The 21,616-nt window shown below is 57.9% G+C and carries 19 protein-coding genes; 6 read left to right on the top strand and 13 right to left on the bottom strand.

Translation table 11 applies throughout. The annotated features are described in order from the left end of the window. Positions 1–3: 3 nt before the first annotated feature. The 6 genes from Q672_RS28650 to Q672_RS28625 form a co-directional block, all read right to left on the bottom strand. Positions 4–678 carry an Abi-alpha family protein gene (locus tag Q672_RS28650; protein WP_022985949.1) on the bottom strand — a complete coding sequence of 225 codons (675 nt, stop codon included), beginning with the start codon at positions 676–678 and terminating at the stop codon, positions 4–6. Between the two features lie 127 nt (positions 679–805). Further along, positions 806–2,677: an MFS transporter gene (locus Q672_RS28645; RefSeq protein ID WP_022985948.1), complete on the bottom strand. Its 1,872-nt coding sequence runs from the start codon at positions 2,675–2,677 to the stop codon at positions 806–808. 58 nt (positions 2,678–2,735) lie between these two features. Beyond that, positions 2,736–3,332 (bottom strand): TetR/AcrR family transcriptional regulator, encoded by a 597-nt coding sequence (locus Q672_RS28640; protein ID WP_022985947.1) that lies wholly within the window; start codon positions 3,330–3,332, stop codon positions 2,736–2,738. Between the two features lie 209 nt (positions 3,333–3,541). Further along, positions 3,542–4,228, bottom strand: coding sequence for a PspA/IM30 family protein (locus Q672_RS28635; protein WP_031226692.1), 687 nt, complete (start codon positions 4,226–4,228; stop codon positions 3,542–3,544). Between the two features lie 37 nt (positions 4,229–4,265). Further along, positions 4,266–4,538, bottom strand: a complete 273-nt coding sequence (locus tag Q672_RS28630; RefSeq protein ID WP_022985945.1) for a YiaA/YiaB family inner membrane protein — start codon at positions 4,536–4,538, stop codon at positions 4,266–4,268. Between the two features lie 79 nt (positions 4,539–4,617). Then, positions 4,618–5,250: an acyltransferase gene (locus Q672_RS28625; protein ID WP_022985944.1), complete on the bottom strand. Its 633-nt coding sequence runs from the start codon at positions 5,248–5,250 to the stop codon at positions 4,618–4,620. Between the two features lie 228 nt (positions 5,251–5,478). Between Q672_RS28625 and Q672_RS28620 the strand changes: the two genes are divergently transcribed. Next, positions 5,479–6,195, top strand: coding sequence for a DUF4197 domain-containing protein (locus tag Q672_RS28620; RefSeq protein WP_022985943.1), 717 nt, complete (start codon positions 5,479–5,481; stop codon positions 6,193–6,195). A 132-nt stretch (positions 6,196–6,327) separates the two neighbouring features. Here the strand turns inward: Q672_RS28620 and Q672_RS28615 are convergent, their stop codons facing one another. From Q672_RS28615 to Q672_RS28605, 3 genes are all read right to left on the bottom strand, one after another. Continuing rightward, a complete protein-coding gene (locus Q672_RS28615) occupies positions 6,328–7,056 on the bottom strand; it encodes a glutamine amidotransferase (protein ID WP_022985942.1) in 729 nt (242 codons plus the stop codon). 296 nt (positions 7,057–7,352) lie between these two features. Then, positions 7,353–7,916, bottom strand: coding sequence for a DNA-3-methyladenine glycosylase I (locus Q672_RS28610; RefSeq protein ID WP_022985941.1), 564 nt, complete (start codon positions 7,914–7,916; stop codon positions 7,353–7,355). Then, positions 7,885–8,607 carry a helix-turn-helix transcriptional regulator gene (locus Q672_RS28605; RefSeq protein ID WP_022985940.1) on the bottom strand — a complete coding sequence of 241 codons (723 nt, stop codon included), beginning with the start codon at positions 8,605–8,607 and terminating at the stop codon, positions 7,885–7,887. The genes Q672_RS28610 and Q672_RS28605 overlap by 32 nt, the downstream gene beginning before the upstream one ends. Before the next feature lie 179 nt (positions 8,608–8,786). Between Q672_RS28605 and glyQ the strand changes: the two genes are divergently transcribed. The 5 genes from glyQ to Q672_RS28580 all read left to right on the top strand — a co-directional run bounded on the left by glyQ (position 8,787) and on the right by Q672_RS28580 (position 13,898). Then, a complete protein-coding gene (gene glyQ / locus Q672_RS28600) occupies positions 8,787–9,776 on the top strand; it encodes a glycine--tRNA ligase subunit alpha (protein ID WP_022985939.1) in 990 nt (329 codons plus the stop codon). Next, the gene (gene glyS / locus Q672_RS28595) at positions 9,776–11,848 is read left to right on the top strand and encodes a glycine--tRNA ligase subunit beta (protein ID WP_022985938.1); all 2,073 of its coding nucleotides are present in this window, start codon (positions 9,776–9,778) and stop codon (positions 11,846–11,848) included. Before glyQ ends, glyS begins: the two co-directional genes overlap by 1 nt. 256 nt (positions 11,849–12,104) lie before the next feature. Beyond that, positions 12,105–12,647 (top strand): D-glycero-beta-D-manno-heptose 1,7-bisphosphate 7-phosphatase, encoded by a 543-nt coding sequence (gmhB, locus tag Q672_RS28590; protein WP_022985937.1) that lies wholly within the window; start codon positions 12,105–12,107, stop codon positions 12,645–12,647. Positions 12,648–12,649: 2 nt separating this feature from the next. Further along, positions 12,650–13,375, top strand: coding sequence for a lysophospholipid acyltransferase family protein (locus Q672_RS28585; RefSeq protein ID WP_022985936.1), 726 nt, complete (start codon positions 12,650–12,652; stop codon positions 13,373–13,375). 166 nt (positions 13,376–13,541) lie between these two features. After that, the gene (locus Q672_RS28580; protein WP_022985935.1) at positions 13,542–13,898 is read left to right on the top strand and encodes an H-NS histone family protein; all 357 of its coding nucleotides are present in this window, start codon (positions 13,542–13,544) and stop codon (positions 13,896–13,898) included. Between the two features lie 294 nt (positions 13,899–14,192). On the opposite strand, the gene gyrB is transcribed toward Q672_RS28580, so the two are convergent. The 4 genes from gyrB to dnaA form a co-directional block, all read right to left on the bottom strand. Beyond that, a complete protein-coding gene (gene gyrB / locus Q672_RS28575; RefSeq protein ID WP_022985934.1) occupies positions 14,193–16,610 on the bottom strand; it encodes a DNA topoisomerase (ATP-hydrolyzing) subunit B in 2,418 nt (805 codons plus the stop codon). Positions 16,611–16,619: 9 nt separating this feature from the next. Next, on the bottom strand, positions 16,620–17,729 hold the full coding sequence (recF, locus tag Q672_RS28570; protein ID WP_022985933.1) for a DNA replication/repair protein RecF: 1,110 nt from the start codon (positions 17,727–17,729) through the stop codon (positions 16,620–16,622). A 600-nt stretch (positions 17,730–18,329) separates the two neighbouring features. Beyond that, entirely contained in the window at positions 18,330–19,430 is a 1,101-nt protein-coding gene (gene dnaN / locus Q672_RS28565; RefSeq protein ID WP_022985932.1) for a DNA polymerase III subunit beta, read from the bottom strand. Positions 19,431–19,473: 43 nt separating this feature from the next. Next, positions 19,474–20,889: a chromosomal replication initiator protein DnaA gene (gene dnaA / locus Q672_RS28560; protein ID WP_022985931.1), complete on the bottom strand. Its 1,416-nt coding sequence runs from the start codon at positions 20,887–20,889 to the stop codon at positions 19,474–19,476. Positions 20,890–21,616 lie beyond the last annotated feature (727 nt).

The raw sequence follows: 21,616 nt of genomic DNA, 5'->3' as shown, positions 1-21,616 counted from the left end.
GCCTTACTCCTCATCGCCTGACAGATCCGCCTCAGCCGGCTGACTGAGCAGGGCCCACATCTGTTGACCCATGGGCCCGAGCCGCAGGGTTTCCCGGTGAGGTTTCACTTTCGGCCAGTGCGTCTGTAGCCCGGACATAGCGCGGCGGAAACCGCTGTCGCCTTCCAGCAATTCATAGTCAGTCCGGTTGGCTTCTTCAAAACCGGTAGCAATCACCCAACCCTGGCTGAACAACCGCTGCAGGTAGGTGCCAATCATGTCGGTGCATTGAATTCCGGCGGCACGACCCACGTTGGAATGACGGAACAGGATTTGGCCACGGGAAAACCGGCCTCCGCTGTACAGGGCCAGCATGGGAAACGCGCTGCCATCAGACAGTGCAGCCAGAATACGCACCTCATCGGCGGTCAGCCCGGCCAGCAACTGGCGCACCAGCATGTCTTCCGCCTGATCACGGCTTTGCTCCAGGGACACATCCAACAGCTGATGCAGGTTCTCCGGGGGGCCGGCCAATTCGCCAGGGGTCTCCAGCGCTTCAAGACGCTGCTTCAGGGTCTGGAGCACATCATGCTCGACCTGATGAAAACGGGCATCCGCCCGTTGAACCGGGGGCAGTTGCAGCAGCAACTGCTGGAGGCGCGCCCGCAGTCCGGCGGGCGACAAGGAAGATTCTGACACGCTGAATCCCTGTTGTTATTGTGGTGAGGGGTTACAGACCCACTATTATTGTCGAGTGTCCGGGGTTTTGGCCAATTCGCAAGTTACCGTCCGTATGCTTTGCGCAACCTGCACTGCCGCTGTGGCCTCAGGGGCGCTCACGCAGGGCCAGCACCCGGGTTCGCAAATCCGTGGCATCAACCTGTTCTGGCGCCACCGGGTGTCCCACCGCCAGTTTGATCCGTGACCAGAAGCGGCTTGGCAGGCGGGTAAGCGCCTTGCCTCCCTTGTGACTGAAGAAGCTCCCCCACAGTCCGGACAGTGCCATGGGAACCACCGGTACCGGCGTCTCGCCGACGATCTTCTCGATACCGGCACGGAATTCGTCAATCTCGCCGTCACTGGTGAGTTTGCCCTCCGGGAAGATGCACACGACCTCGCCAGCGGCCAGCTCTTCGCGGATACGCACAAACGCCTGTTCGTAAATGGCCGGGTTACGGGTTTTGGAATCGATGGGAATGGTTTTGCCGGTGCGGAAGATGTAGTTCAACAGCGGCATGTCATAAATCGGTTTGAACATCACAAAACGCACCGGGCGACGGATCGCCCCGGCCAGCAGCAATGCATCCACGTAACTCACATGGTTACACACCAGCATGCATGGGCCTTCTTCAGGAATGTTGTCCATCCCCTCATGCTTCACCCGGTACAGGGTGTGGGTAAGCATCCACACCAACAGGCGTATCAGGAACTCCGGCACGACGCTGTAGATATAGCTCGCCACCAGTACATTGGTAATGGCCAGCGCCAGGAAAAACTGCGGAACCGTGAGCTCCAGAAAACCGATCAGCACGATGCCCGCCACCGCCGAAAGGACCATCAACAGGGCGTTGATGATGTTGTTGGCAGCAATGATCCGCGACAAGTGTTTCGGGTTGGCGCGGTGCTGGATAAACGCAAACAGCGGCACGATGTAGAACCCGCCGAACACACCAATACCGAGCAGGTCGAGCAGCACACGGTAGCCGCCTGCCTGCTGCAGGAAGCCCGCGATATCTACCTGCCCCGTACCGGCAAGACCGGCATAGGAGAAAAACAGGTCGATACCAAACACACTCAGGCCGATGGAGCCCAAAGGAACCAGCCCCAACTCCACCCGCTTGCCGGACAGTTTTTCACACAGGAACGAGCCCAGCCCGATGCCGATGGAGAAAGTTCCCAACAACAGCGCATAGAGACCATCGGTGCCGAGCAGATAATCATCCACGTACACTTTCAGCTGAGTGGTATAGGCCGCCCCGAGAAACCAGAACCAGGAGATCCCCAACACACACATCCACACCGATTTCACTTCGCGGGCGTAGCCAACGATATGCCAGGTTTCCTTGAACAGATTCCAGTTCAGTTTCAGTTCGCCATCCGCCGCCGGAGCGGAGGGAATTCCCCGGGCCGCCAGATAGCCCAACACTGCCAGCCCGATGACTGCCACGGCCACCACCCCATCGCCGACCCCTTCCATCTTCAGCAGCACGCCGGAAATGGAGCCGAGCAAAATGGCCAGAAAGGTGCCCATTTCTACCAGTGCATTGCCGGAGACCAGTTCCTTGTCATCCAGATGCTGGGGAATGATGGAGTATTTGATCGGGCCAAAGAAGGTGGACTGCAGCCCCATGCAGAACAGCACGGCCAGCAGAAAATACACCGCGTCGAAGAAGAAACCCACCGCCGCCGCGGACATGATGCAGACCTCAACGAACTTGATTTTGCGCACCAGGCTGGCCTTGTCGTATTTGTCGGCCACCTGGCCGGCCAGTGCCGAGAACAGGAAGAATGGCAGGATAAACAGCGCGAGGGCCACATTGTTCAGGGTGTTCACACTAAGGCCTGTCACCACACCGGAGGCAATCAGCAGGATCAGCGCCTGGCGGAACACATTGTCATTAAAGGCCCCTAAAAACTGGGTAAAAAAGAACGGCCCGAAACGGCGTGACGCCAGCAGAGAGAACAACCCTTTTTTCATTTTTTCGCCTTTTTCTTCCTTGGTAGGGAAGGGCTGAGTTTAACGTTCAAAATTTAAACTATGCCTCCGCCCAACTATTCAGATAATGCTGCAATAACGATTCGATCATCGCCTGCGCATTGACATCCCCGGCGACCACCAGCTTGTCATCCGCTGCCAGCAAGGCAATGCCGTGCACACTTCCCCATAACGTCCTGGCGGCCAGATGAATCTGTGCAGTGTCGTGCCGCTCGGCCAGTTTTGCCATGCGGACCTCCACCTCACGAAAGAGGGCCGCCGTCTTTTTCTGATACCACTCGGGAACCTCCGCAGCATTCTGCATTTGATGCATGAATACCATCTTCCACAGCGGCGTGTGGTCCTGTGCCATGGACACATAGACCTGGGCCATATGTTGCAATTGCTCACGAGCCTCAGGCGACGGGCAATCAATCATCGCCTCAAGCAGCTGCGCCAGGGTATCCGCATTGGCCTGCAGAATCAGATCATCCAGATTGGCGAACACATGGTAAAGCATGCCGGCGGTATAACCGATGCGCTCTGCCACCTTGCGCACACTGAGTTTCTCCAACCCGTGTTCAGCCACAAGGTCCCGTACCGCCTGTATTGCCAGCGCCTGCAATTCTTCACGGCTGTGTTGGTTACGACGTGCCACAGCAACTCCTTATTAACTCGCATAACACCTTTAAGGCCGTTTGCCACAGAGGGCGCAGAGGAAACCCATACACCCTGTGGGAGCGGCCGTTCGACCGCGAAGGCGTCCGGGCCGAAGTATCGCGGTGGAACCACCGCTCCCACGGGAGATTCCTGGCAGGCTTTGCGAAACGTCTTTCTCGGTGAACGCTGTGTTCTCTGTGGTAAAAATCAGCTTTTCAACCCAGCCAGAATCTCTTCTGCCCGACGGCTCTGGTGATCGCCGATCCCCGCTTCCGCCATGCGCTGGTCCAGGCTGTCGCCCAGGCGATCCCCGTGTAACTGCGCTTCACTCTGCCACAACAGGCGACATTCTTCCTGTCGTTGCTGAATCAGCTGCAGGGTCTGCTGGCTGTCGCACAGTCGCTGCGCCAGACCGCGCTGGTCTTGATGGCGTTGCCGGGATTCTCCAAACAGGGTTTCCTGGCTGCGCGCCATGGATTGCTCCTGGCGCAGGGTTTTCAGGGTATCTGCTGCCTGTTTGATAAACGCCTGAAACTCGGTTTTCTGTTGCTCCAGCGTCACGCCTTGCCGGGCAAGGCGGCTTTGCTGTTGCTCCAGATCCGCCAGACGCTTGCCGATATCCAGTGCCAGGACATCATTCTCTGCCGCCAGGGCCTGGCGGGCCCCCTCCTCATAGTGCCGACTCTGTCTGCTCAACTCATCGGCACGGCGCTGATTCAGTTTCTCTTCCGCCATCAGCCTTGCCAATTGACGGCGCGCGTCACGCAGGGATTGCTCGGTTTCATACAGCTGCTGGTCCAGCAGCAGCATGTCATTGGCGTTGACGATCTGCTCCATGCTGATACGGGCCTGGCCTCGCATCAGGGTTTTCAGTTTGTTCCACGCTGTTGCCATGGTGTTCTCCTTATTCACATCTGACATTCGACCGGTTTCAGTCGGTGTATTCCTTCAACAATCTTTCCGTCTTCGCCTCACTGATCCGGTTGATCAGACGCCGGGCCTCATGGTCATCGCGCAGGGTCTTGGCAAGGGTGATGGTGGAACCGACCACAAACATGATGCCCATCACCAGGTAGCCCTTGATCCACAGGTCAGTGGGTAACCAGACGATGCCCAGCACCATCAACCCCAGGCTGATCCCGAATGCCGCCTTGACGTAAAAAAGCCAGCCCCCGGAGTGTCGTTGAATCGCACTTTCATCCATGGTGAAACCCTCTTGTTTAACGGTGTTCAATTAAAATGCCAAACAACTAAACAACGTTCAACAAGAAGGATGTTACCGGCTATGTCGAGGGGTGTTCAGGGGACGCACCTGGCCGGCGGCCAATGGGCCGGGCAGGGTTGCCCGCCACGATGGTCCAGGGGGGTACATCCTTGGTAACCACGGCCCCCATCCCCACCACGGCGTGATCCCCGAGAGTCACCCCGTCCACGATCCCGACCCGGGCGCCCACCCAGACATCCTTGCCAATGTGGATCCCCTTTGACGTGACCGGCTGCTCGCGCACCGGACGGTCTGCATGCACACCGTGGTTGAAGGCATAAAAGGTGCAGTAAGCGGCAATACGGGAGCCGTCGCCGATATGCACCCCGGCGGCCCCCCCTTCCAGAGTCACATGGTGGTTCAGACTGACATTTCGGCCCAGGCGTACCGGCCCGTGAATGACGCAATCTGCGGCGATTTGGCTGCCATCACCGACGATAATGTCGCGACCGGGTTCTGCCAGCAGCACCGCCTGCGGCGCCACAAAACAGTCCGTTCCAAATGTCACCGTTTCCAGCGCCATCCAGCGTTGCTGAAGGGCCTGCTGCCACGGCTCGGCCCAGGCGCGATGCTTCGGTTTCAGCCGGGCATACAGCCAGGGCATATAGGCGAGGCGTTGCTTGTGTTGTTCGCGGTAATCGTCTTCGGTCATGGAAAGCGAGTGTAAAGTTGAAAGTTCAAAGTTGAAACGCGGGCCAAGCCGATCCGGATGCCAGGCCGTGCCCGCGCTTGCCGCTAGGGGCGCTAGGGACGCTGGGTTCATGGTTTAAATCAGGCGGTGCCTGTTCCGCGCTTTTCCACTTTGAACTTTCAACTCAATGAACAGTTTAGCCGCCCGGACGGGTGCAGTAGCATGTCCGCCAAAACAAAGGAGACTCCCTTGAAGACACGACTTTCTCTTGTCCCCCTGTTGCTTGTCCTGGCGCTGACCGGGTGTCAGCACATGGAAGCGGTCATGCCCTGGGTCAACGCAGGCAACCAGATGGCCAAGGACGCCGGTTACGATACCGAGTCGCGGCTGGTCGCCGGCATCAAGGAAGCCCTGATCAAGGGCACCGATACCGCTGCTGCCCAGCTGTCCCGCGAAGGGGCCATGAACCTGCAACTGCCGGACGCTGCCCAGCCGGTGGCCAACACCCTGCGCCAGTTTGGCTTTGGCCGTTATGTAGACCAGCTCGAAACCGCCATGAACCGGGGGGCAGAAAAGGCCGTCGCGGCGGGCGCCCCGGTGTTCAAAAATGCCATCAATGCCATGAGTGTGGATGATGCCCTGGGCATTATTCAGGGCGGGGACACCGCAGCCACCACCTATTTCCGCGGGGAGACGGAAACCAGCCTGCGCCAGCGTTTTGAACCTATTGTGGAAGACAACCTGCGCAAGACCGGGTTCTATGATCAATACCAGACATTACTGGCGGCCTACGATAAGTTACCACTTACCAACAAGCCGAACCTGGACCTGGAAAAGTACGTTATCGACACCAGCATGGACCAGCTCTACACCCGCATCGGCGAGCAGGAAACCCAGATCCGCCAGAACCCCTTCCAGCAGGGCAGTGCCCTGATCGGCGCGGTGTTCGGTGAACAGGCAGAATAAGTCGCGAGCGACAACGCGGGAATCTTCATCGTGTCTGAAATGCCCTACGCGGACCGAATCAGGAGCACGGGCAGGGCGGCCTGCTTAATGACGAGACCCGCCGCGTTGTAGCTTGAAGCTTGTCGCTTGCTCCTAGGCCACCTGCGGCAACGTCAGGCGGGCGAAACGGGCCAGGATGCTGCTGGCATCCTGACACTCCCGCACATCCTGAAGATGGGTATCCACCTGCTGCTGGGTAAGGCTGTCACCGCTCAACGCCTGCAGGTAGGCACGCATTACATCAGCGCTGAACTCGGGATGAAACTGCACCCCCCAGACACACTCCCCGTACCGGAAGGCCTGACAGGCGTCATGCACATTGCTGGCAAGCACCGTGGCACCCCGGGGCGGCGTCAGTACTGACTGCCTGTGCACCACTTGTGCCCACGGATGCCCGACGATGGCGCTCAATAACGGATCGTGATGCCCCGCCTCGGTGAGCCGCAGGGGCACAGTCCCCACCTCCATTCCCATCGGATTGTCAGCCACTTCCCCCCCCAGGGCATGGGCCAGCAGTTGATGCCCAAAACACAACCCCAGCACCGGCATCGCCGGGCTATCCTTTACCAGGCGATAAAGCCAGTGGGTCAGGGTCCGCATCCAGGGAGTTTGCTCTGTGACCATGGCGTGGGAGCCGGTGATCACCACCCCGGCCAACGATGTCGGTTCGGGCAGCGGCTCACCCTGGTGGGCACTGATTACAGAAGCCGGGCTATTGCCAAGCCCCGCGTGAATCCAGTGATCAAAGTCCCCATAGTGCTGGCTGATCTGGGGATAGGTGTTGCCGGTCTTGATGATGAGGATGGGCTTGCTGTTATTCATTGCTGGGTACCCTGAACGACATCCTGTCTTTGACTACTCTCCATCCTTGGACTCAGCAAGGGGCGTACCAACTTTGTCGTTTCCCACTTTGTTCTCGCAGACAGGACGTAAGAAAGGCCGTGTGGGGGTCCATCACATATTTCGGGAAAGCCCGTTTGAATTCTCCTACCGCCCTTGCCGTGGGCGCGTCGCTGGCGGCGCGATTGTCAGCGTTTTCAAAGGCCGATTTACCGCAGAGACCCCAGGGATTAGGGTAGGAAAGGCGGTTTTCTCTGTGACCTCTGCCTGGGCCTGCGTCAGCACAACTCCCGGTGCCTCGGACAGGTGATGAGGTGATCATTGACCATGCCCACCGCCTGCATGAAGGCATAGGCAATGGTGGGGCCAACGAACTTGAAGCCGGCTTTTTTCAGGGCTTTGCTCATGGCTTCAGCGGTGGACGTCAGGGCCGGCACCTCGGCAAGCGTCGCAAAATGGTTGATCGTCGGGGTACCGTCGACAAAATCCCAGAGAAAGCCTGACAAGCTCTGTCCGCGATCACGCATGGCGAGAAAGGCCTGGGCATTGCCAATGGTGGCCGCCACCTTGAGTCGATTGCGGATAATCCCGGGATCCGCCAGCAAGGCAGCCACCTTCGCCTCGTCATAACGGGCGATCTTTTCCGGATCGAAGCCATCAAAAACCTGCCGATAGTGCTCACGCTTGCGCAGCACCGTGATCCAGCTGAGGCCCGCCTGGGCACCTTCCAGATTCAGGCACTCGAACAGGGTCTGATCGTCATATTCCGGAACGCCCCATTCTTCATCATGGTAGCGCTGATAGAGCGGGTCATCCCCGCACCAGGGACAGCGGTCTTTCATCGGCTTCTCTCTTTTCACACTGTTCGATTTCCAGGGCTTGATAATCCGCAAGCGTCTGACCAGGCATGACTGGATAATGGCTGCCCAGGGTTTGCAGAATGACGATCCGGTCGACACGAAAATGCCGAAATGCCCTGCGCAATTCGCACCATCCCACCAGGGTCCAGCAATGGCCCCAGAAATACAGCCCCAACGGCCAAAGCGTACGCACACTCTGGGCGTTCAGGGCATCGCGGTAATGAATCTGCACCTTCACCTGATCGGCGATAGCCCGCTGCAGGGGATCGAGCAACGCACCAAGCATCCTTCGCTCGGGCAAGGCTGGCGCGGTTACCGTCGCGGTCTGCGCCCGTAACCGGGCCGGCACCGCCATGGCGAGTTTTTCCTGAACGGCCTGCAAAACTCCCGCCTGGCGCTGCCCAGCCCAACCTTGCGCCATGGCCAACCCGGTCAGCAACGCCTGCCATTCCTCGGCACTGAACATCAGCGGAGGCAGTTGATACCCCTCCAGCAGGGCATAGCCCTTGCCCGCCTGGGCGTAGACCGGCACGCCACTGCCACACAGATGGTCAATATCCCGGTAAATGGTGCGCTCCGACACCTCCAGGCGCTGCGCCAGAGTCTGGGCCGTGGTCCAGGGGTTGGCCCCGATGATCTGTACGATCTGAAACAAGCGTTCCGCGCGTCGCATGCTCTTCCCTGTGATATGTCGCCTGACGGCCTGCCGGCCGATATCCACACCATTCTACCCGGTGTCTACTGACACCCTGCTGTCAGTAGTTGCGAGAGGCGCAACAGCGGTATCACCGCTGCGGACGGCCCGGTATACTTGCGCCTTCGCGGAAAATGTATTGAACAACAGGATTCACCATGGCGGAACAACCGCAGACGGATATCATGACGTTTCAGGGCCTGATTCTGGCCCTTCAGCAATACTGGGCAGAGCAAGGTTGCGTGGTGGTACAGCCACTGGATATGGAAGTCGGTGCGGGTACCTTTCACCCCTCTACCTTCCTGCGCGCCATCGGCCCGGAGAACTGGAACAGTGCCTACGTGCAGCCTTCCCGTCGTCCCACCGACGGCCGTTACGGGGAAAACCCCAACCGGCTGCAGCACTACTACCAGTTCCAGGTGGTCCTGAAACCGTCGCCGGACAACATCCAGGAGCTGTACCTGGGTTCCCTGCGCATGCTGGGTTTTGATCCGCTTGTCCATGATATCCGCTTTGTGGAAGACAACTGGGAATCCCCAACGCTGGGCGCCTGGGGACTGGGTTGGGAAGTGTGGCTCAATGGCATGGAAGTGACCCAGTTCACCTACTTCCAGCAGGTGGGCGGCATCGACTGCTACCCGGTGACCGGGGAAATCACCTACGGTCTTGAGCGTCTCGCCATGTACATCCAGGGCGTGGATTCGGTCTACGATCTGGTGTGGTCCGATGGTCCCTTCGGCAAGGTCACCTACGGTGATGTGTTCCTGCAAAATGAAGTGGAAATGTCCACGTTCAACTTCGAGCACGCCAACGTGGAAGAGCTGTTCAAGCAGTTCGACCTGTTCGAATCCGAGTCCACCAAGCTGATCGAGGCCGGCCTGCCGCTGCCCGCCTATGAATATGTCCTGAAGGCCTCGCACACCTTCAACCTGCTGGATGCCCGCAAGGCCATCTCTGTCACCGAACGCCAGCGCTTTATCCTGCGGGTACGCACCCTGGCGCGGGCCGTGGCCCAGGCCTACTTCGATGCGCGCCGCACGCTGGGTTTCCCCATGGCCGACGACGCCATTCGTGAGGAAGTGATGGCAGAGCTGCAAAAGCAGGATGAGAAAGCCGCCAAACAGGCGAACAAGAAGGGGAAGAAATAATGTCCCGGGATTTGCTGATTGAACTGGGCACCGAAGAGCTGCCCCCAAAAGCGCTGCCGAACCTGAGTGCGGCGCTCACCGACGAGTTTGTTCGCCAGCTGGATGAAGCAGGACTGAATCACGGTGACGTAGAAAGCTTTGCCGCCCCCCGTCGTCTGGCAGTACTGGTACGTGGCCTGGACGACAAGCAGGCTGACCGTGACATCGAACGCCAGGGTCCGGCCGTACAGGCGGCCTTCGACAAGGACGGCAACCCCACCAAGGCCGCCCAGGGCTTTGCCGCTTCACTGGGTCTGACCGTGGACCAACTGGGCCGCCAGGACACCGGCAAGGGCGAACGTCTGGTCGCCAACATTACCGAGCAGGGCAAGCCCACCGTTGAGCTGGTGCCGGAATTCTTTGCCCAGGCCATTCAGAAACTGCCGATCCCCAAGCGCATGCGCTGGGGCAAACGCAAGGTACAGTTTGTGCGCCCCGCGCACTGGCTTGTGGCGCTGTTTGGTGACGAAGTAGTGCCGTTCGAGTTGCTGGACCTGCAATCCGGTCGCACCAGCTATGGCCACCGTTTCCACTCACCGGGTGCCATCGAGCTGGCCAACGCCGGTGAATACCCGACACGGATGGAAAATGACGGTCATGTGATCGCTGACTTCAATCGCCGCAAGGCCATGATCGAAGAACAGGCCATTGCCGCGGGCAAGCAGGCCGGCGGCACGGCGCAGATTGACCCTGACCTGCTCAACGAAGTTACCGCGCTGGTGGAATGGCCTGAAGCCCTCACCGGCAGCTTCGACGAGGACTTCCTGCGGGTCCCCCAGGAAGCACTGATCAGCGCCATGGAAGAACACCAGAAGTACTTCTCTGTTCTGGACGCCAACGGCAAGCTGATGCCCAGGTTCATTACCATCAGCAACATCCAGTCCAAGGATGCTGAACAGGTCATCGCCGGCAACGAGAAAGTGATTCGTCCGCGTCTGGCCGATGCGGCGTTTTTCTACGACAACGATTGCAAGAAGACCCTGGCGCAACACGGCGAGGGATTGGCCAATGTGGTGTTCCAGCAGCAGCTGGGTACCGTGGCGGACAAATGCCAGCGCATTGGTGCCCTGGCGGCAGTGATTGCCGAGCAGATTGGTGGCGATGCGGCCCAGGCCAAACTGGCGGGCGAGCTGAGCAAGGCCGACCTGAACAGCGAGATGGTGTACGAGTTCGACACCATGCAGGGCATCATGGGTTACTACCTGGCCCAGCGTGAAGGCCAGCCGGAAGAGGTCGCCAACGCGCTGTACGAGCAGTACCTGCCGCGCTTCGCCGGCGACAGCCTGCCGCAGAGCAAGACTGGCATGGCCGTCTCTCTGGCCGACAAGATTGATACCCTGGTGGGCATCTTCGGCATCGGCCAGAAGCCCAGCGGCACCAAGGATCCCTATGCCTTGCGTCGCGCCACCCTGGGGGTGCTGCGCATCATCATCGAAAACGGTCTCGCCATTGACCTGCGTGAGCTGCTCGATCAGGCAGGCCAGCAACTTGGCGAACGCATTGATGCCAGCCAGATCGACGAGGCGTTCGATTTCATCAAGGGCCGTTACCGCGCCATGTACCAGGAGCGGGGCATTGCCACCCCGGTGATCCTGTCGGTACTGGCCATCGACGACGCCTGCCGCAAGCCACTGGATTTCGACCGACGCGTGAAAGCCGTTGCCGATTTCCAGCAGCGTGAAGAAGCTGCCGCGCTGGCCGCCGCCAATAAGCGGGTGTCCAACATTCTGGCCAAGCTCGACGGGGAACCGCCCGAAGAGATCGACGGCGCTCTTCTGGAAGACGACGCCGAACAGACCCTGACCAATCTGGTCGTGGCCAGCTATGAGCAATCCGAACCGCTGCTGGAGCAGGGTGACTATCAGGGCGTGCTGGAAATGCTGGCCGAGCTGCGTGAACCGGTCGATGCCTTCTTCGACACCGTGATGGTGATGGCCGAAGATGAAGCCGTACGCAACAACCGGCTGGCGTTGCTCGCATTCCTGCGTGACCTGTTCCTGAACGTGGCCGACATCAGTCTGCTGCAAGAGTAAGACGCAACACACTGCACGCATCAAGCAACACGCAAAACCGGGCCGCAGTCACTGCGGCCTTTGTTTATACACCCAACACTGCTGTAGGAGCGTCGCTGGCGGCGCGATCACAACGTCGTGAGTGATGAAAACGAGTTTCGAAAGATAAAACCCTCAGACCATTCGGTTTCAAGGTTTTAGAAACTCGTTACCCGTCCCAGGCCAAGATGTTCGCGCCGCGAGCGATGCTCCTACAACTAAGGCACAGGGTTTATTCATGAACAAACTCATTATCCTCGACCGCGACGGGGTCATTAACGAAGACTCCGATGCCTACATCAAGACGGTAGACGAATGGGTTCCAATCCCGGGCAGCATCAAGGCCATCGCACGGCTCAGCCAGGCCGGATATACCGTGGTGGTAGCCACCAATCAGTCCGGGATTGGTCGTGGCTACTACGACGTGGCCACCCTGGATGCCATGCATGCGCGGATGCGTGAATTGGTCGCCGCGCAGGGCGGTGAAATGGGCGGTATTTTCTACTGTCCCCACGGCCCGGACGATGGCTGCGACTGCCGCAAACCCCTTCCCGGACTGATCGACCAGATTGTTACCGAGTATGGCGATGTCACCGGAGCGCCACTGATTGGTGATAGCCTTAGGGACCTGCAAGCGGGAATCGCTCGCCACTGCCAACCGGTACTGGTACTCACCGGTAAAGGACAAAAGACCCTGGACAAGGGCCTGCCCGAGAACTTGGGTGACGTGGCTATTTTTGATTCTCTTGCCGACTTTGTTGATCACACCTTGAAGGACTAGGTATGCAGCACGACACACCGTCGCTGTCGATCAAGGTTCGCAGCGCGCTGTTTTTCGTGCTGTATAACCTTGCCGGAATTATTTACAGCTTTTTCTGCGTCATCGTTGGCTTCTGGCTGCCGATGCGCCCCCGCCATCGTTTTATCAACCAGTGGACTCACCTGACCATGTGGCTCGACCGCCACCTCAATGGGGTGAAGGTGAAGCTGGAAGGGGCCCATAACCTGCCCGATACCCCCTGCGTGGTGCTCTCCAATCATCAGAGCAGCTGGGAAACCTTTTTCCTGCAAACGCTCATCTGTCCGCAGACTACCGTGGTCAAACGGGAGCTGTTGTGGATCCCGTTTTTCGGTTGGGGGCTGGCCCTGCTCAACCCCATTCGCATTGACCGCAGCAAAGGCAATGCCGCACTGAAATCCCTGCTCAAGCAAGGCAAGGAACGGCTGCAACAGGGACTACCGGTAGTCATTTTCCCGGAGGGGACCCGCCAACTCCCGGGTACCATCGGTCGCTTCAATCATGGCGGCACCATGCTGGCCTGCCAGGCCGGTGTCCCGGTGGTAGCCATCAGTAGCAACAGCGGTGATTGCTGGCCCAAAGGCACCTGGATTCGCTATCCCGGCACCATCACCGTTCGCATCAGCCCCCCGATCGGCACAGAAGGCAAGAAAGCCCAGCAGGTCACTGCAGAAGTACAGCAGTGGATTCAGGAGCATTATCCAGGGTAGAGAAAGGTTGCCGTCGTCAGATCATTAGCTATGGGAGCTTGCAGGCATACTCCCACCACGGCAGTTTCCTGCGCCACAGCTATTTTAACTACACCGTTATTGCCAACCCTGCTTAAAATACTTAGAGTCGTCGCGCAGTTAAATGACAAATCACAAGGGCATTATAATGACCATCAATCTTGATGAACTTTCCATCGACGAACTGGAAAAACTGATCAAGCAGGCGGAAGCCGCACTGGATAAAAAGCGTAAGGCTGAGCTGAAAAATGCCCAGGCGGTACTGGAAAAGATGGCCAAGGAACTGGGCGTAGATCCTTCTGAACTGCTGAAGCCCAACGACAAGAAAAAGACCCCTCGCAAGAAAACGGCTGGCAAGAAAAAAGCAGGGGTACGCAAACCTGCTGCAGTGAAATTCCGCGACCCCAACAACAGCAGCAACACCTGGACTGGCCGCGGTAAACGTCCGCTGTGGTTGCAGGATGCGCTGGCCAAAGGCGCCAAGCTGGAAGATTTTGCGGTGTAAGGCAACGCCGACACGCTTGCACGTAAAGAAAAAGCGAACCCATCGGGTTCGCTTTTTTTATGGGTTCATCATCAATTGACGCAATCAGCATCAGCTTCCCGTAGGCGCGTCGCTCGCGGCGCGATCACAAAGTCGCGAGTTTCGAAAGGCAAAATCAGCAGATCTGATGGCTTAAAGGTTTTCGACACTCGTTACTCGCTCCTGACCAACAGGATCGCTCCACGCTGGCGCCGGTTGATAAACAAAGGCCGCAGTGTCTGCGGCCTCGATTTAGCGTGTTGCCTGTTGCGTTAATTACACATCCAGGTTCGATACCTGCAACGCGTTGGACTCGATGAACTGACGACGGGGATCCACATCATCGCCCATCAGGCAGGTAAAGATCTGGTCCGCCGCAATGGCGTCTTCGATGGTCACCTGCAGCATACGGCGGCTCTCGGGATCCATAGTCGTTTCCCACAGCTGCTCGGCATTCATTTCACCCAACCCTTTATATCGCTGGATAGCCGTACCGCGACGGGCCTGGATCATCAGCCACTCCAGCGCTTCCGCAAAGTGGCGAATCGGCCGCTGGGTTTCGCCACGCTGCACATAGGCATCCTCTGCCAGCAGGCCTTCCAGGGTCTCGCCCAGTGCCTTGATCTTCTGGTAGTCCGGAGACTGAAGAAAATCGATAGTCACTTGATATTCGCGGGGTACACCGTGAGCAAGTACTCGCACACGCGGCAAGAAGAGGCCACGCTCTTCGTCCTTGCGGGCACTGATGGTAAAGGTCTGGGTGGCATCCGTAATGGCATCCACACGCTTGCCCAGACTCTCACACCAGCTTTCCATGCCCGCCTGGTCTTTCAGGCTGTCTTCAGACAGGGAGGGCATGTAAATCATTTGCTCCAGCACTTCCTCAGGGAAGACCCGGGACTGACGATCCACAATTTTCATCACATTGCGGTATTCCGCAATCAGGTTGGCCAGCGGTTCACCACTGATCGGCGGCGCATCGTTACCCGGGTACAAGGAGGTCTTTTCCAATGCCAGGGTCGTGAGGTACTCCTCCATGGCCGGATCATCCTTGATATAGGTTTCCTGCTTGCCTTTCTTCACCTTGTACAGCGGCGGCTGGGCAATATACACATAGCCACGTTCAATCAGCTCTGGCATTTGACGGAAGAAGAAGGTCAGCAGCAAGGTACGAATGTGGGAGCCGTCCACGTCCGCATCGGTCATGATGATGATGCGGTGGTAACGCAGCTTTTCCACGTTGTATTCATCACGGCCGATACCGCAGCCCAGGGCCGTGATCAGGGTGCCCACTTCCTGGGAAGAGAGCATCTTGTCGAAACGCGCCTTTTCCACATTGAGGATCTTGCCCTTCAGCGGCAGGATCGCCTGATTCTTGCGATCGCGGCCCTGTTTGGCCGAGCCCCCCGCAGAGTCACCCTCCACAATGTACAGTTCAGAGAGGGCAGGGTCCTTTTGCTGGCAATCCGCCAACTTGCCTGGCAAGCCGGCAATATCCAGCGCCCCTTTACGACGGGTCATTTCGCGCGCCTTACGGGCCGCATCCCGTGCACGCGCGGCATCAATGATCTTCTGGGTAATGGCCTTGGCTTCACCCGGGTTTTCCAGCAGATAGTCCTGGAAAAGCTCTCCCATGGTCTGCTCTACCGCCCCCTTGACCTCGGAGGACACCAGCTTGTCCTTGGTCTGGCTGGAGAACTTGGGATCCGGCACCTTCACGGAAATCACCGCTGTCAGGCCCTCCCGCGCGTCATCACCGGACGGGTTGGCCTTTTCTTTCTTGAGCAGACCTTCCTTGTCCATGTAGTTGTTCAGGGTACGGGTCAACGCCCCCCGGAACCCCGCCAGGTGGGTACCGCCATCCCGCTGGGGGATATTGTTGGTGAAACAGAAGATGTTTTCCTGGTAGGAATCATTCCACTGCATGGCCACTTCCACGGCAATACCGTCTTCCTCACGGTCATACTGGAAGTGAAACACCTGATTCAGTGGCGTCTTGTTCTCGTTCAGGAAGCTGACAAAGGCACTCAGGCCCCCTTCATATTCGAACACTTCCTCTTCACCGCTACGCTCATCTTTCAGATGAATACGCACACCGGAGTTCAGGAAGCTCAGTTCACGCAGGCGCTTGGCCAGAATGTCGTAGTGGAACTTGATGTTGCTGAAGGTCTCAGCAGAAGGGCGGAAGTGGATGCTGGTCCCGCTGGAGTCCGTGTTACCTACGACATCCAGGGGTTTGTCCGGTACGCCATGACGGTAGATCTGCTCGTGGACCTGACCATTACGCCGAATCGTCAGCTTCAGCTCTTCGGAGAGGGCATTTACTACGGACACCCCTACACCGTGCAGCCCGCCGGATACCTTGTAGGTATTGTCATCGAACTTGCCGCCGGCGTGCAGTACGGTGAGGATTACCTCTGCCGCTGAAACCCCTTCTTCCTCATGGATATCCACCGGAATTCCGCGACCATTATCCTGAATGGAGACGGATTCGTCCGGGTGAATGACAACCTTGATCTCGGAACAGAAGCCAGCAAGAGCTTCATCGATGGAGTTATCCACCACCTCAAAGACCATATGATGCAGACCGGTGCCATCATCCGTGTCACCAATGTACATGCCGGGGCGCTTGCGAACGGCATCCAACCCTTTCAGCACCTTGATGCTGGATGAATCGTAATTTTTCTCCGCCATGCTCTTTCCTTATTCACTCCCGGTAAGGGATCGAAGCTTGCCATGTTCCACGTGGAACATTTTGCTCTCGATCGCCTGTAAAGCGTTGTTGTCATTCACGATGGCCGCCCATTGGGGCGCATCCAGCGCGGTTATCAATGTCTGGTGGCCCGTCATCGCCAGGTATTGAAGCAGACGGTGACGGTGCTCTTCGTCCAGCTCTGCGGCCAGATCATCCACCAGCAGGGTACATACCTTGCCCACTCGCTGTATCAGCGGTAACTGGGCCAACACCATGCCATACGCCACCAGCTTGGCCTGACCACGGGACAACCGGTCCCGGGCCACTACCTCACCGATATCAATGCGAATATCCGACCGGTGAAACCCCGCCTGGCTGAACCCCCTGCGGATATCGTCTTGCCGCAAGCGCTGCAGCGCAGCAAGAGTGTCTTCGCCTTTTTGGCGCCCGGTCTGCAGCCGTAAACGGATCTTCATGTCCGGCGATAGCACAGCCAGGGCGTCATCAAGTCCAGCCTGCAGTTCTTTCAAATAGCTGCGGCGTAACCCTTCGATTCTATCAGAAGTCTGCGCCAGTTGCTGATCCCAAAAGCCCAATTCCCGCGGGTTTATGCTGCCACTGCGTAAAAGCGCATTGCGTTGCTTCAACGCAGCATTGGCGGTGCGCCAGAGGGGCATAAACTCATGTTCCACGTGGAACATTCCCCAGTCCATAAAGCGGCGACGCAGAGCCGAAGCCCCAAACACCAGGTCCACGGAGCCGGGATGAAGCGCCAATACCGGAAGCAATGTGGCCACCTCACTGAGGGCCTTCGGGGTAGCACCATCCAGCTTGATCGCATCAATGCCGCCCGGCGTCCGGCGAACCCCAAGACGGCGAACACTTTCACCATCATGCACTTCCGCGTAGAGCGTCGCAGCTTCCGCCCCGTCACGCACAAGACGAGACAGGCGACCACCCCGAAACGAACGCCCGCCACTACCAATAAAATAGATCGCCTCTAGCAGGCTGGTCTTGCCACTGCCGTTATCACCCAGGATTACATTCAGGGAAGGAGACAGGCTGACATCCGCCTGACGGTAGTTACGAAAATCTCCCAGCTGGAGACGATTCAACATAAATCCGGATCCTGACCCCAAAGACAGCACTGGCACCAGCGCAAAACAACCGCACCGGCAAACGAATTGGACATTGATTGTAGCGCAGGCAGCCCCGGACTGCCTGCGCCCCCAAGCCACCTTTCTCCACAGCAAGACACAGGCTACCCACAGACCTATCCACAGGACAAAGAAACCCCTAGCCCAAGCTAAAGGAGCCTCTGAACAACTCCTTGCGTACCCAGTCTTTCAGGCTGGCTCACCCCCTCTATGGGCTAAAAGGTAAAGAGAGGCGCGCTTTTGAAGGTGTATATCCATCCATCGGCTCTTCACCTTCGAAAGAAGCGCAACAACGAGTGCGGGCCAGCCTGGAAGACCCTACGCTCCCTGACGAGCATACAGGCGCGGCCTGGAGCGCCCATCTGCTGCGCCTTGCCTCCACACCCTTACCCTCGAGACAAGACAGCTGCACGCTTCAGGACACGCGGAGCATGCAAGGCGTTATTCAGAGGCTCCTTGAATGAACCACGAGAAGGAAGAGGCTGACGCGCTCATCAACGATAAACCACAAAAAAGCCCGGCAAATGCCGGGCTTTTTCTATCCAGAACAGTCAGGTCACATCACAGCCGCATGGGCATCACCACATACAGTGCCGCTTTACTCTCCGGATCGAAGACCAGGGCACTGCTGTTGCTGTCACCCATCTCCAGTTCCGCCTGGGTGCCAGACATGGTATTCAGCACATCCAGCAGATAACTCACGTTAAAGCCGATTTCCAGCGGCTGGCCATTGAAGTCCACGGACACTTCCTCTTCCGCTTCTTCCTGCTCGGGGTTGTTGGCCACAATACGCAGGCTGCCTTCGGCCAGCTGGACACGCACGCCGCGGTACTTTTCATTGGAAAGAATCGCCACCCGGGCCAGCGCCTGGCGCAGGGTTTCACGATCGGCAATCACGTGCCGGGTGCCTTCCTTGGGAATCACACGATCGTATTCCGGGAACTTGCCATCGACCAGCTTGGAGGTGAAGGTAATCGCGCCCACCACGATCCGCACATGGTTGCGACCGATCGTCAGCCGCGCGACTTCACCGGCATCCCCAAGGATACGAGACAGCTCCATAACCCCTTTGCGCGGCAGAATGACAGAAGCCTCTTCTACCGGTGCCTCCAGCTCGGCATCGCACAATGCCAGGCGATGGCCATCGGTGGCAACCGCACGCAGACGGCCCGGCTTGAGCTCGAACAACATGCCATTGAGGTAGTAGCGAACGTCCTGCTGGGCCATGGAGAACGCGGTGCGGTCAATCAGGCTGCGCAGTACATTGGGCTGGATATCAAGCGTAGAACCCGCAGCATCTTCTTCCTGGTTGGGGAACTCGGAGGCGGGCAGGGTGGACAGGGTGAACCGGCTACGCCCGGAACGCACCAGCATGCGCTCGCCATCGACCTCAAACCGGATATCCGCTTCGGCAGGCAAGCTCTTGGCAATATCCACCAGCTTGCGTGCCGGCACTGTGGTTTCACCCGGCTGCATTTCCCCTTCCAGCGGCAGGCGAGCGACCAGCTCCAGTTCCAGGTCCGTGCCCGTCATGGAAAGCTGCCCATCGCCCACTTCCAGCAACACATTGGAGAGCACCGGCAGGGTCTGACGTTTTTCCACCACCGCAGCCACCTGCTGCAAGGGCTTGAGGAGCTGTTCTCTATTGATTGAGAATTTCATCGCGCTATCCCGTTCTGGTTACCTTCCTGGATGTGGTCCCTGCTCAGGACGTCAGCGTCCGCAGCAGGTTCTGATAATCTTCTTCAATTTCCGGGCTGGATTCCCGTAACTCCAGCACCTTACGGCAGGCGTGCAGTACGGTGGTGTGATCCCGGCCACCAAAGTTCTCACCGATTTCCGGCAGGCTGTGGCTGGTCAACTCCTTGGAGAGCGCCATGGCCACCTGACGTGGACGCGCCACCGAGCGGGTTCGCCGGGGCGAAAGCAGATCGTTGATCTTGATCTTGTAGTACTCGGCCACAACCCGTTGAATATTGTCGATACTGATCTGCCGCGCCTGAAGGGCAATCAGGTCCTTCAACGCTTCCTTGATCAGCCCGATATCGATCTGCGCACCCGTAAATCGCACATGGGCGATCACCCGCCGCAGCGCCCCTTCCAGTTCCCGTACATTAGACCGGATTCGTTGCGCAATAAAGAAGGCGGCATCATTGGGCAGGTCGACCTTGGCCTCTTCCGCCTTCTTCTTGAGAATCGCGACACGGGTTTCCAGCTCCGGCGGCTCCATGGGCTGAGACAACCCCCAGCCAAAGCGACTCTTGAGACGCTCTTCCAGGCCGTCCACTTCCTTCGGGAATTTGTCGCAGGTAAGGATGATCTGCTGCCCGTTTTCCAGCAGAGCATTGAAGGTATGGAAGAACTCTTCCTGGGACTGCTCCTTTCCTGCAAAAAACTGAATATCATCAATCAACAGGGCATCCACACTACGGTAGAAGCGCTTGAACTCATTGATGGTCTTGTTACGCAGCGCCGAGATCATATCCGCCACAAAGCGCTCACTGTGCAGGTACACCACCTTGGCATTGGGGTTACGGCGCATCAGCTCGTTGCCCACCGCATGCATCAGGTGAGTCTTGCCGAGCCCCACACCGCCATACAACAACAGCGGGTTATAGCCATGGCTGGCCGGGTTCTCCGCTACCTGCTGGGCCGCCGCCGCCGCCATGCGATTCGACTTGCCCTCGACAAAGGTGGAAAACGTAAAGCCGGTATTGAGATTGCTACGGTGCTTGCGGGCACCACCGACTTCCGCCACGGGGGGACGAGACTCAGGAGCCTCTTGATGCGCCTGAATGCCATTGAAGGGCTGGGAGGCAGGGCGAGCCGTGGCAGGCTCTGCCGCGGGCGCCACAGGCGCAGGAGCAGGGCGGCTGGAACCGACCTCCAGACGCAATTGCGGCAACGGCCCTGACTGCATCTCACCCAGTACCTCGCCAATCCGGTCCAGGTACTTGTCGCGCACCCAGTCCACCACAAAGCGGTTGGGCGCAAACAGGGTCAGCTCGGCACCATCTGCGGACGCCGCAACCTGTAGCGGGCGGATCCACATGTTGTATTGCTGTGACGGCAACTCATCTTCGAGCCGCGTCAGACAGCGTTGCCAGAGCTCTTCAGACACAAAAACCGCCTTGCTCGCTTGTCGTTATACAGAGAAAGAGGGCTCAAGGTGAACCCGAATCGAGCCAGCCATTCTACCCTCAGGCAGGCGCATCTATCCACAGGGCAAGAGGCATTTTTTGCAATCATTCACTCTGTGGATAACTACGACTATAACCATGTGAATTCCCACAGGGACAACCCCGTGGATAACCACAGGGATGACTTATACACACAGTTAATGACAGGTCTTCCCCGCATCATCCCCGCAGACAACACAAGGTAGTACGCAAGTTATAATTACACCAAGATATTGAATTTATTGTGTTTTCAAGACTTACCCACTGAATCCGGCGAGCCCTATAACTACCAATACAACTAATAAATACTTAAATATATAAATTCTATTAACAGTGACCGTTTCAAAAGGGGTCGAACATGCTCAAGGTTCAACCCTCAATCCGTAAAGGGCGTGAATCAGAGCGGTAATGAATCGGATGAAGTGTTGGGGGGCCTCCACAGTCAGCGGTTGGAGCGTCGGTTATTCGCTTCGCTCACCCTGCGGGCATTCCTTCGCTGCGCTCCGTGAACGTGCAATTCCACGCCTGGGCTAAAAACCGTTTCAGCACAGGAGACATTGCACCCACAAAGAAAAGCCATGTTTGCTGTCAGGCTCCAGTGAGCGGGAACACCCCAAAGATCCGCCCCTTCCGGCGACAATCCCGTCACCCAATATCGTTGACACTGCG

Source organism: Alcanivorax sp. P2S70, assembly GCF_000475295.1.
Taxonomy (GTDB): Bacteria; Pseudomonadota; Gammaproteobacteria; order Pseudomonadales; family Alcanivoracaceae; genus Alcanivorax; species Alcanivorax profundi.
This window is presented reverse-complemented; position numbering and strand designations above follow the sequence as displayed.

Coding starts and splice junctions, on each gene's coding strand:
- Q672_RS28610 (WP_022985941.1), bottom strand. CDS start 7,916: ATGAAAGACCGCTGTCCCTGGTGCGGGGATGACCCGCTCTATCAGCGC.
- Q672_RS28605 (WP_022985940.1), bottom strand. CDS start 8,607: ATGCGACGCGCGGAACGCTTGTTTCAGATCGTACAGATCATCGGGGCC.
- Q672_RS28625 (WP_022985944.1), bottom strand. CDS start 5,250: ATGACCGAAGACGATTACCGCGAACAACACAAGCAACGCCTCGCCTAT.
- Q672_RS28645 (WP_022985948.1), bottom strand. CDS start 2,677: ATGAAAAAAGGGTTGTTCTCTCTGCTGGCGTCACGCCGTTTCGGGCCG.
- Q672_RS28580 (WP_022985935.1), top strand. CDS start 13,542: ATGACCATCAATCTTGATGAACTTTCCATCGACGAACTGGAAAAACTG.
- Q672_RS28635 (WP_031226692.1), bottom strand. CDS start 4,228: ATGGCAACAGCGTGGAACAAACTGAAAACCCTGATGCGAGGCCAGGCC.
- Q672_RS28585 (WP_022985936.1), top strand. CDS start 12,650: ATGCAGCACGACACACCGTCGCTGTCGATCAAGGTTCGCAGCGCGCTG.
- dnaN (WP_022985932.1), bottom strand. CDS start 19,430: ATGAAATTCTCAATCAATAGAGAACAGCTCCTCAAGCCCTTGCAGCAG.
- Q672_RS28615 (WP_022985942.1), bottom strand. CDS start 7,056: ATGAATAACAGCAAGCCCATCCTCATCATCAAGACCGGCAACACCTAT.
- recF (WP_022985933.1), bottom strand. CDS start 17,729: ATGTTGAATCGTCTCCAGCTGGGAGATTTTCGTAACTACCGTCAGGCG.
- glyS (WP_022985938.1), top strand. CDS start 9,776: ATGTCCCGGGATTTGCTGATTGAACTGGGCACCGAAGAGCTGCCCCCA.
- gmhB (WP_022985937.1), top strand. CDS start 12,105: ATGAACAAACTCATTATCCTCGACCGCGACGGGGTCATTAACGAAGAC.
- glyQ (WP_022985939.1), top strand. CDS start 8,787: ATGGCGGAACAACCGCAGACGGATATCATGACGTTTCAGGGCCTGATT.
- gyrB (WP_022985934.1), bottom strand. CDS start 16,610: ATGGCGGAGAAAAATTACGATTCATCCAGCATCAAGGTGCTGAAAGGG.
- Q672_RS28630 (WP_022985945.1), bottom strand. CDS start 4,538: ATGGATGAAAGTGCGATTCAACGACACTCCGGGGGCTGGCTTTTTTAC.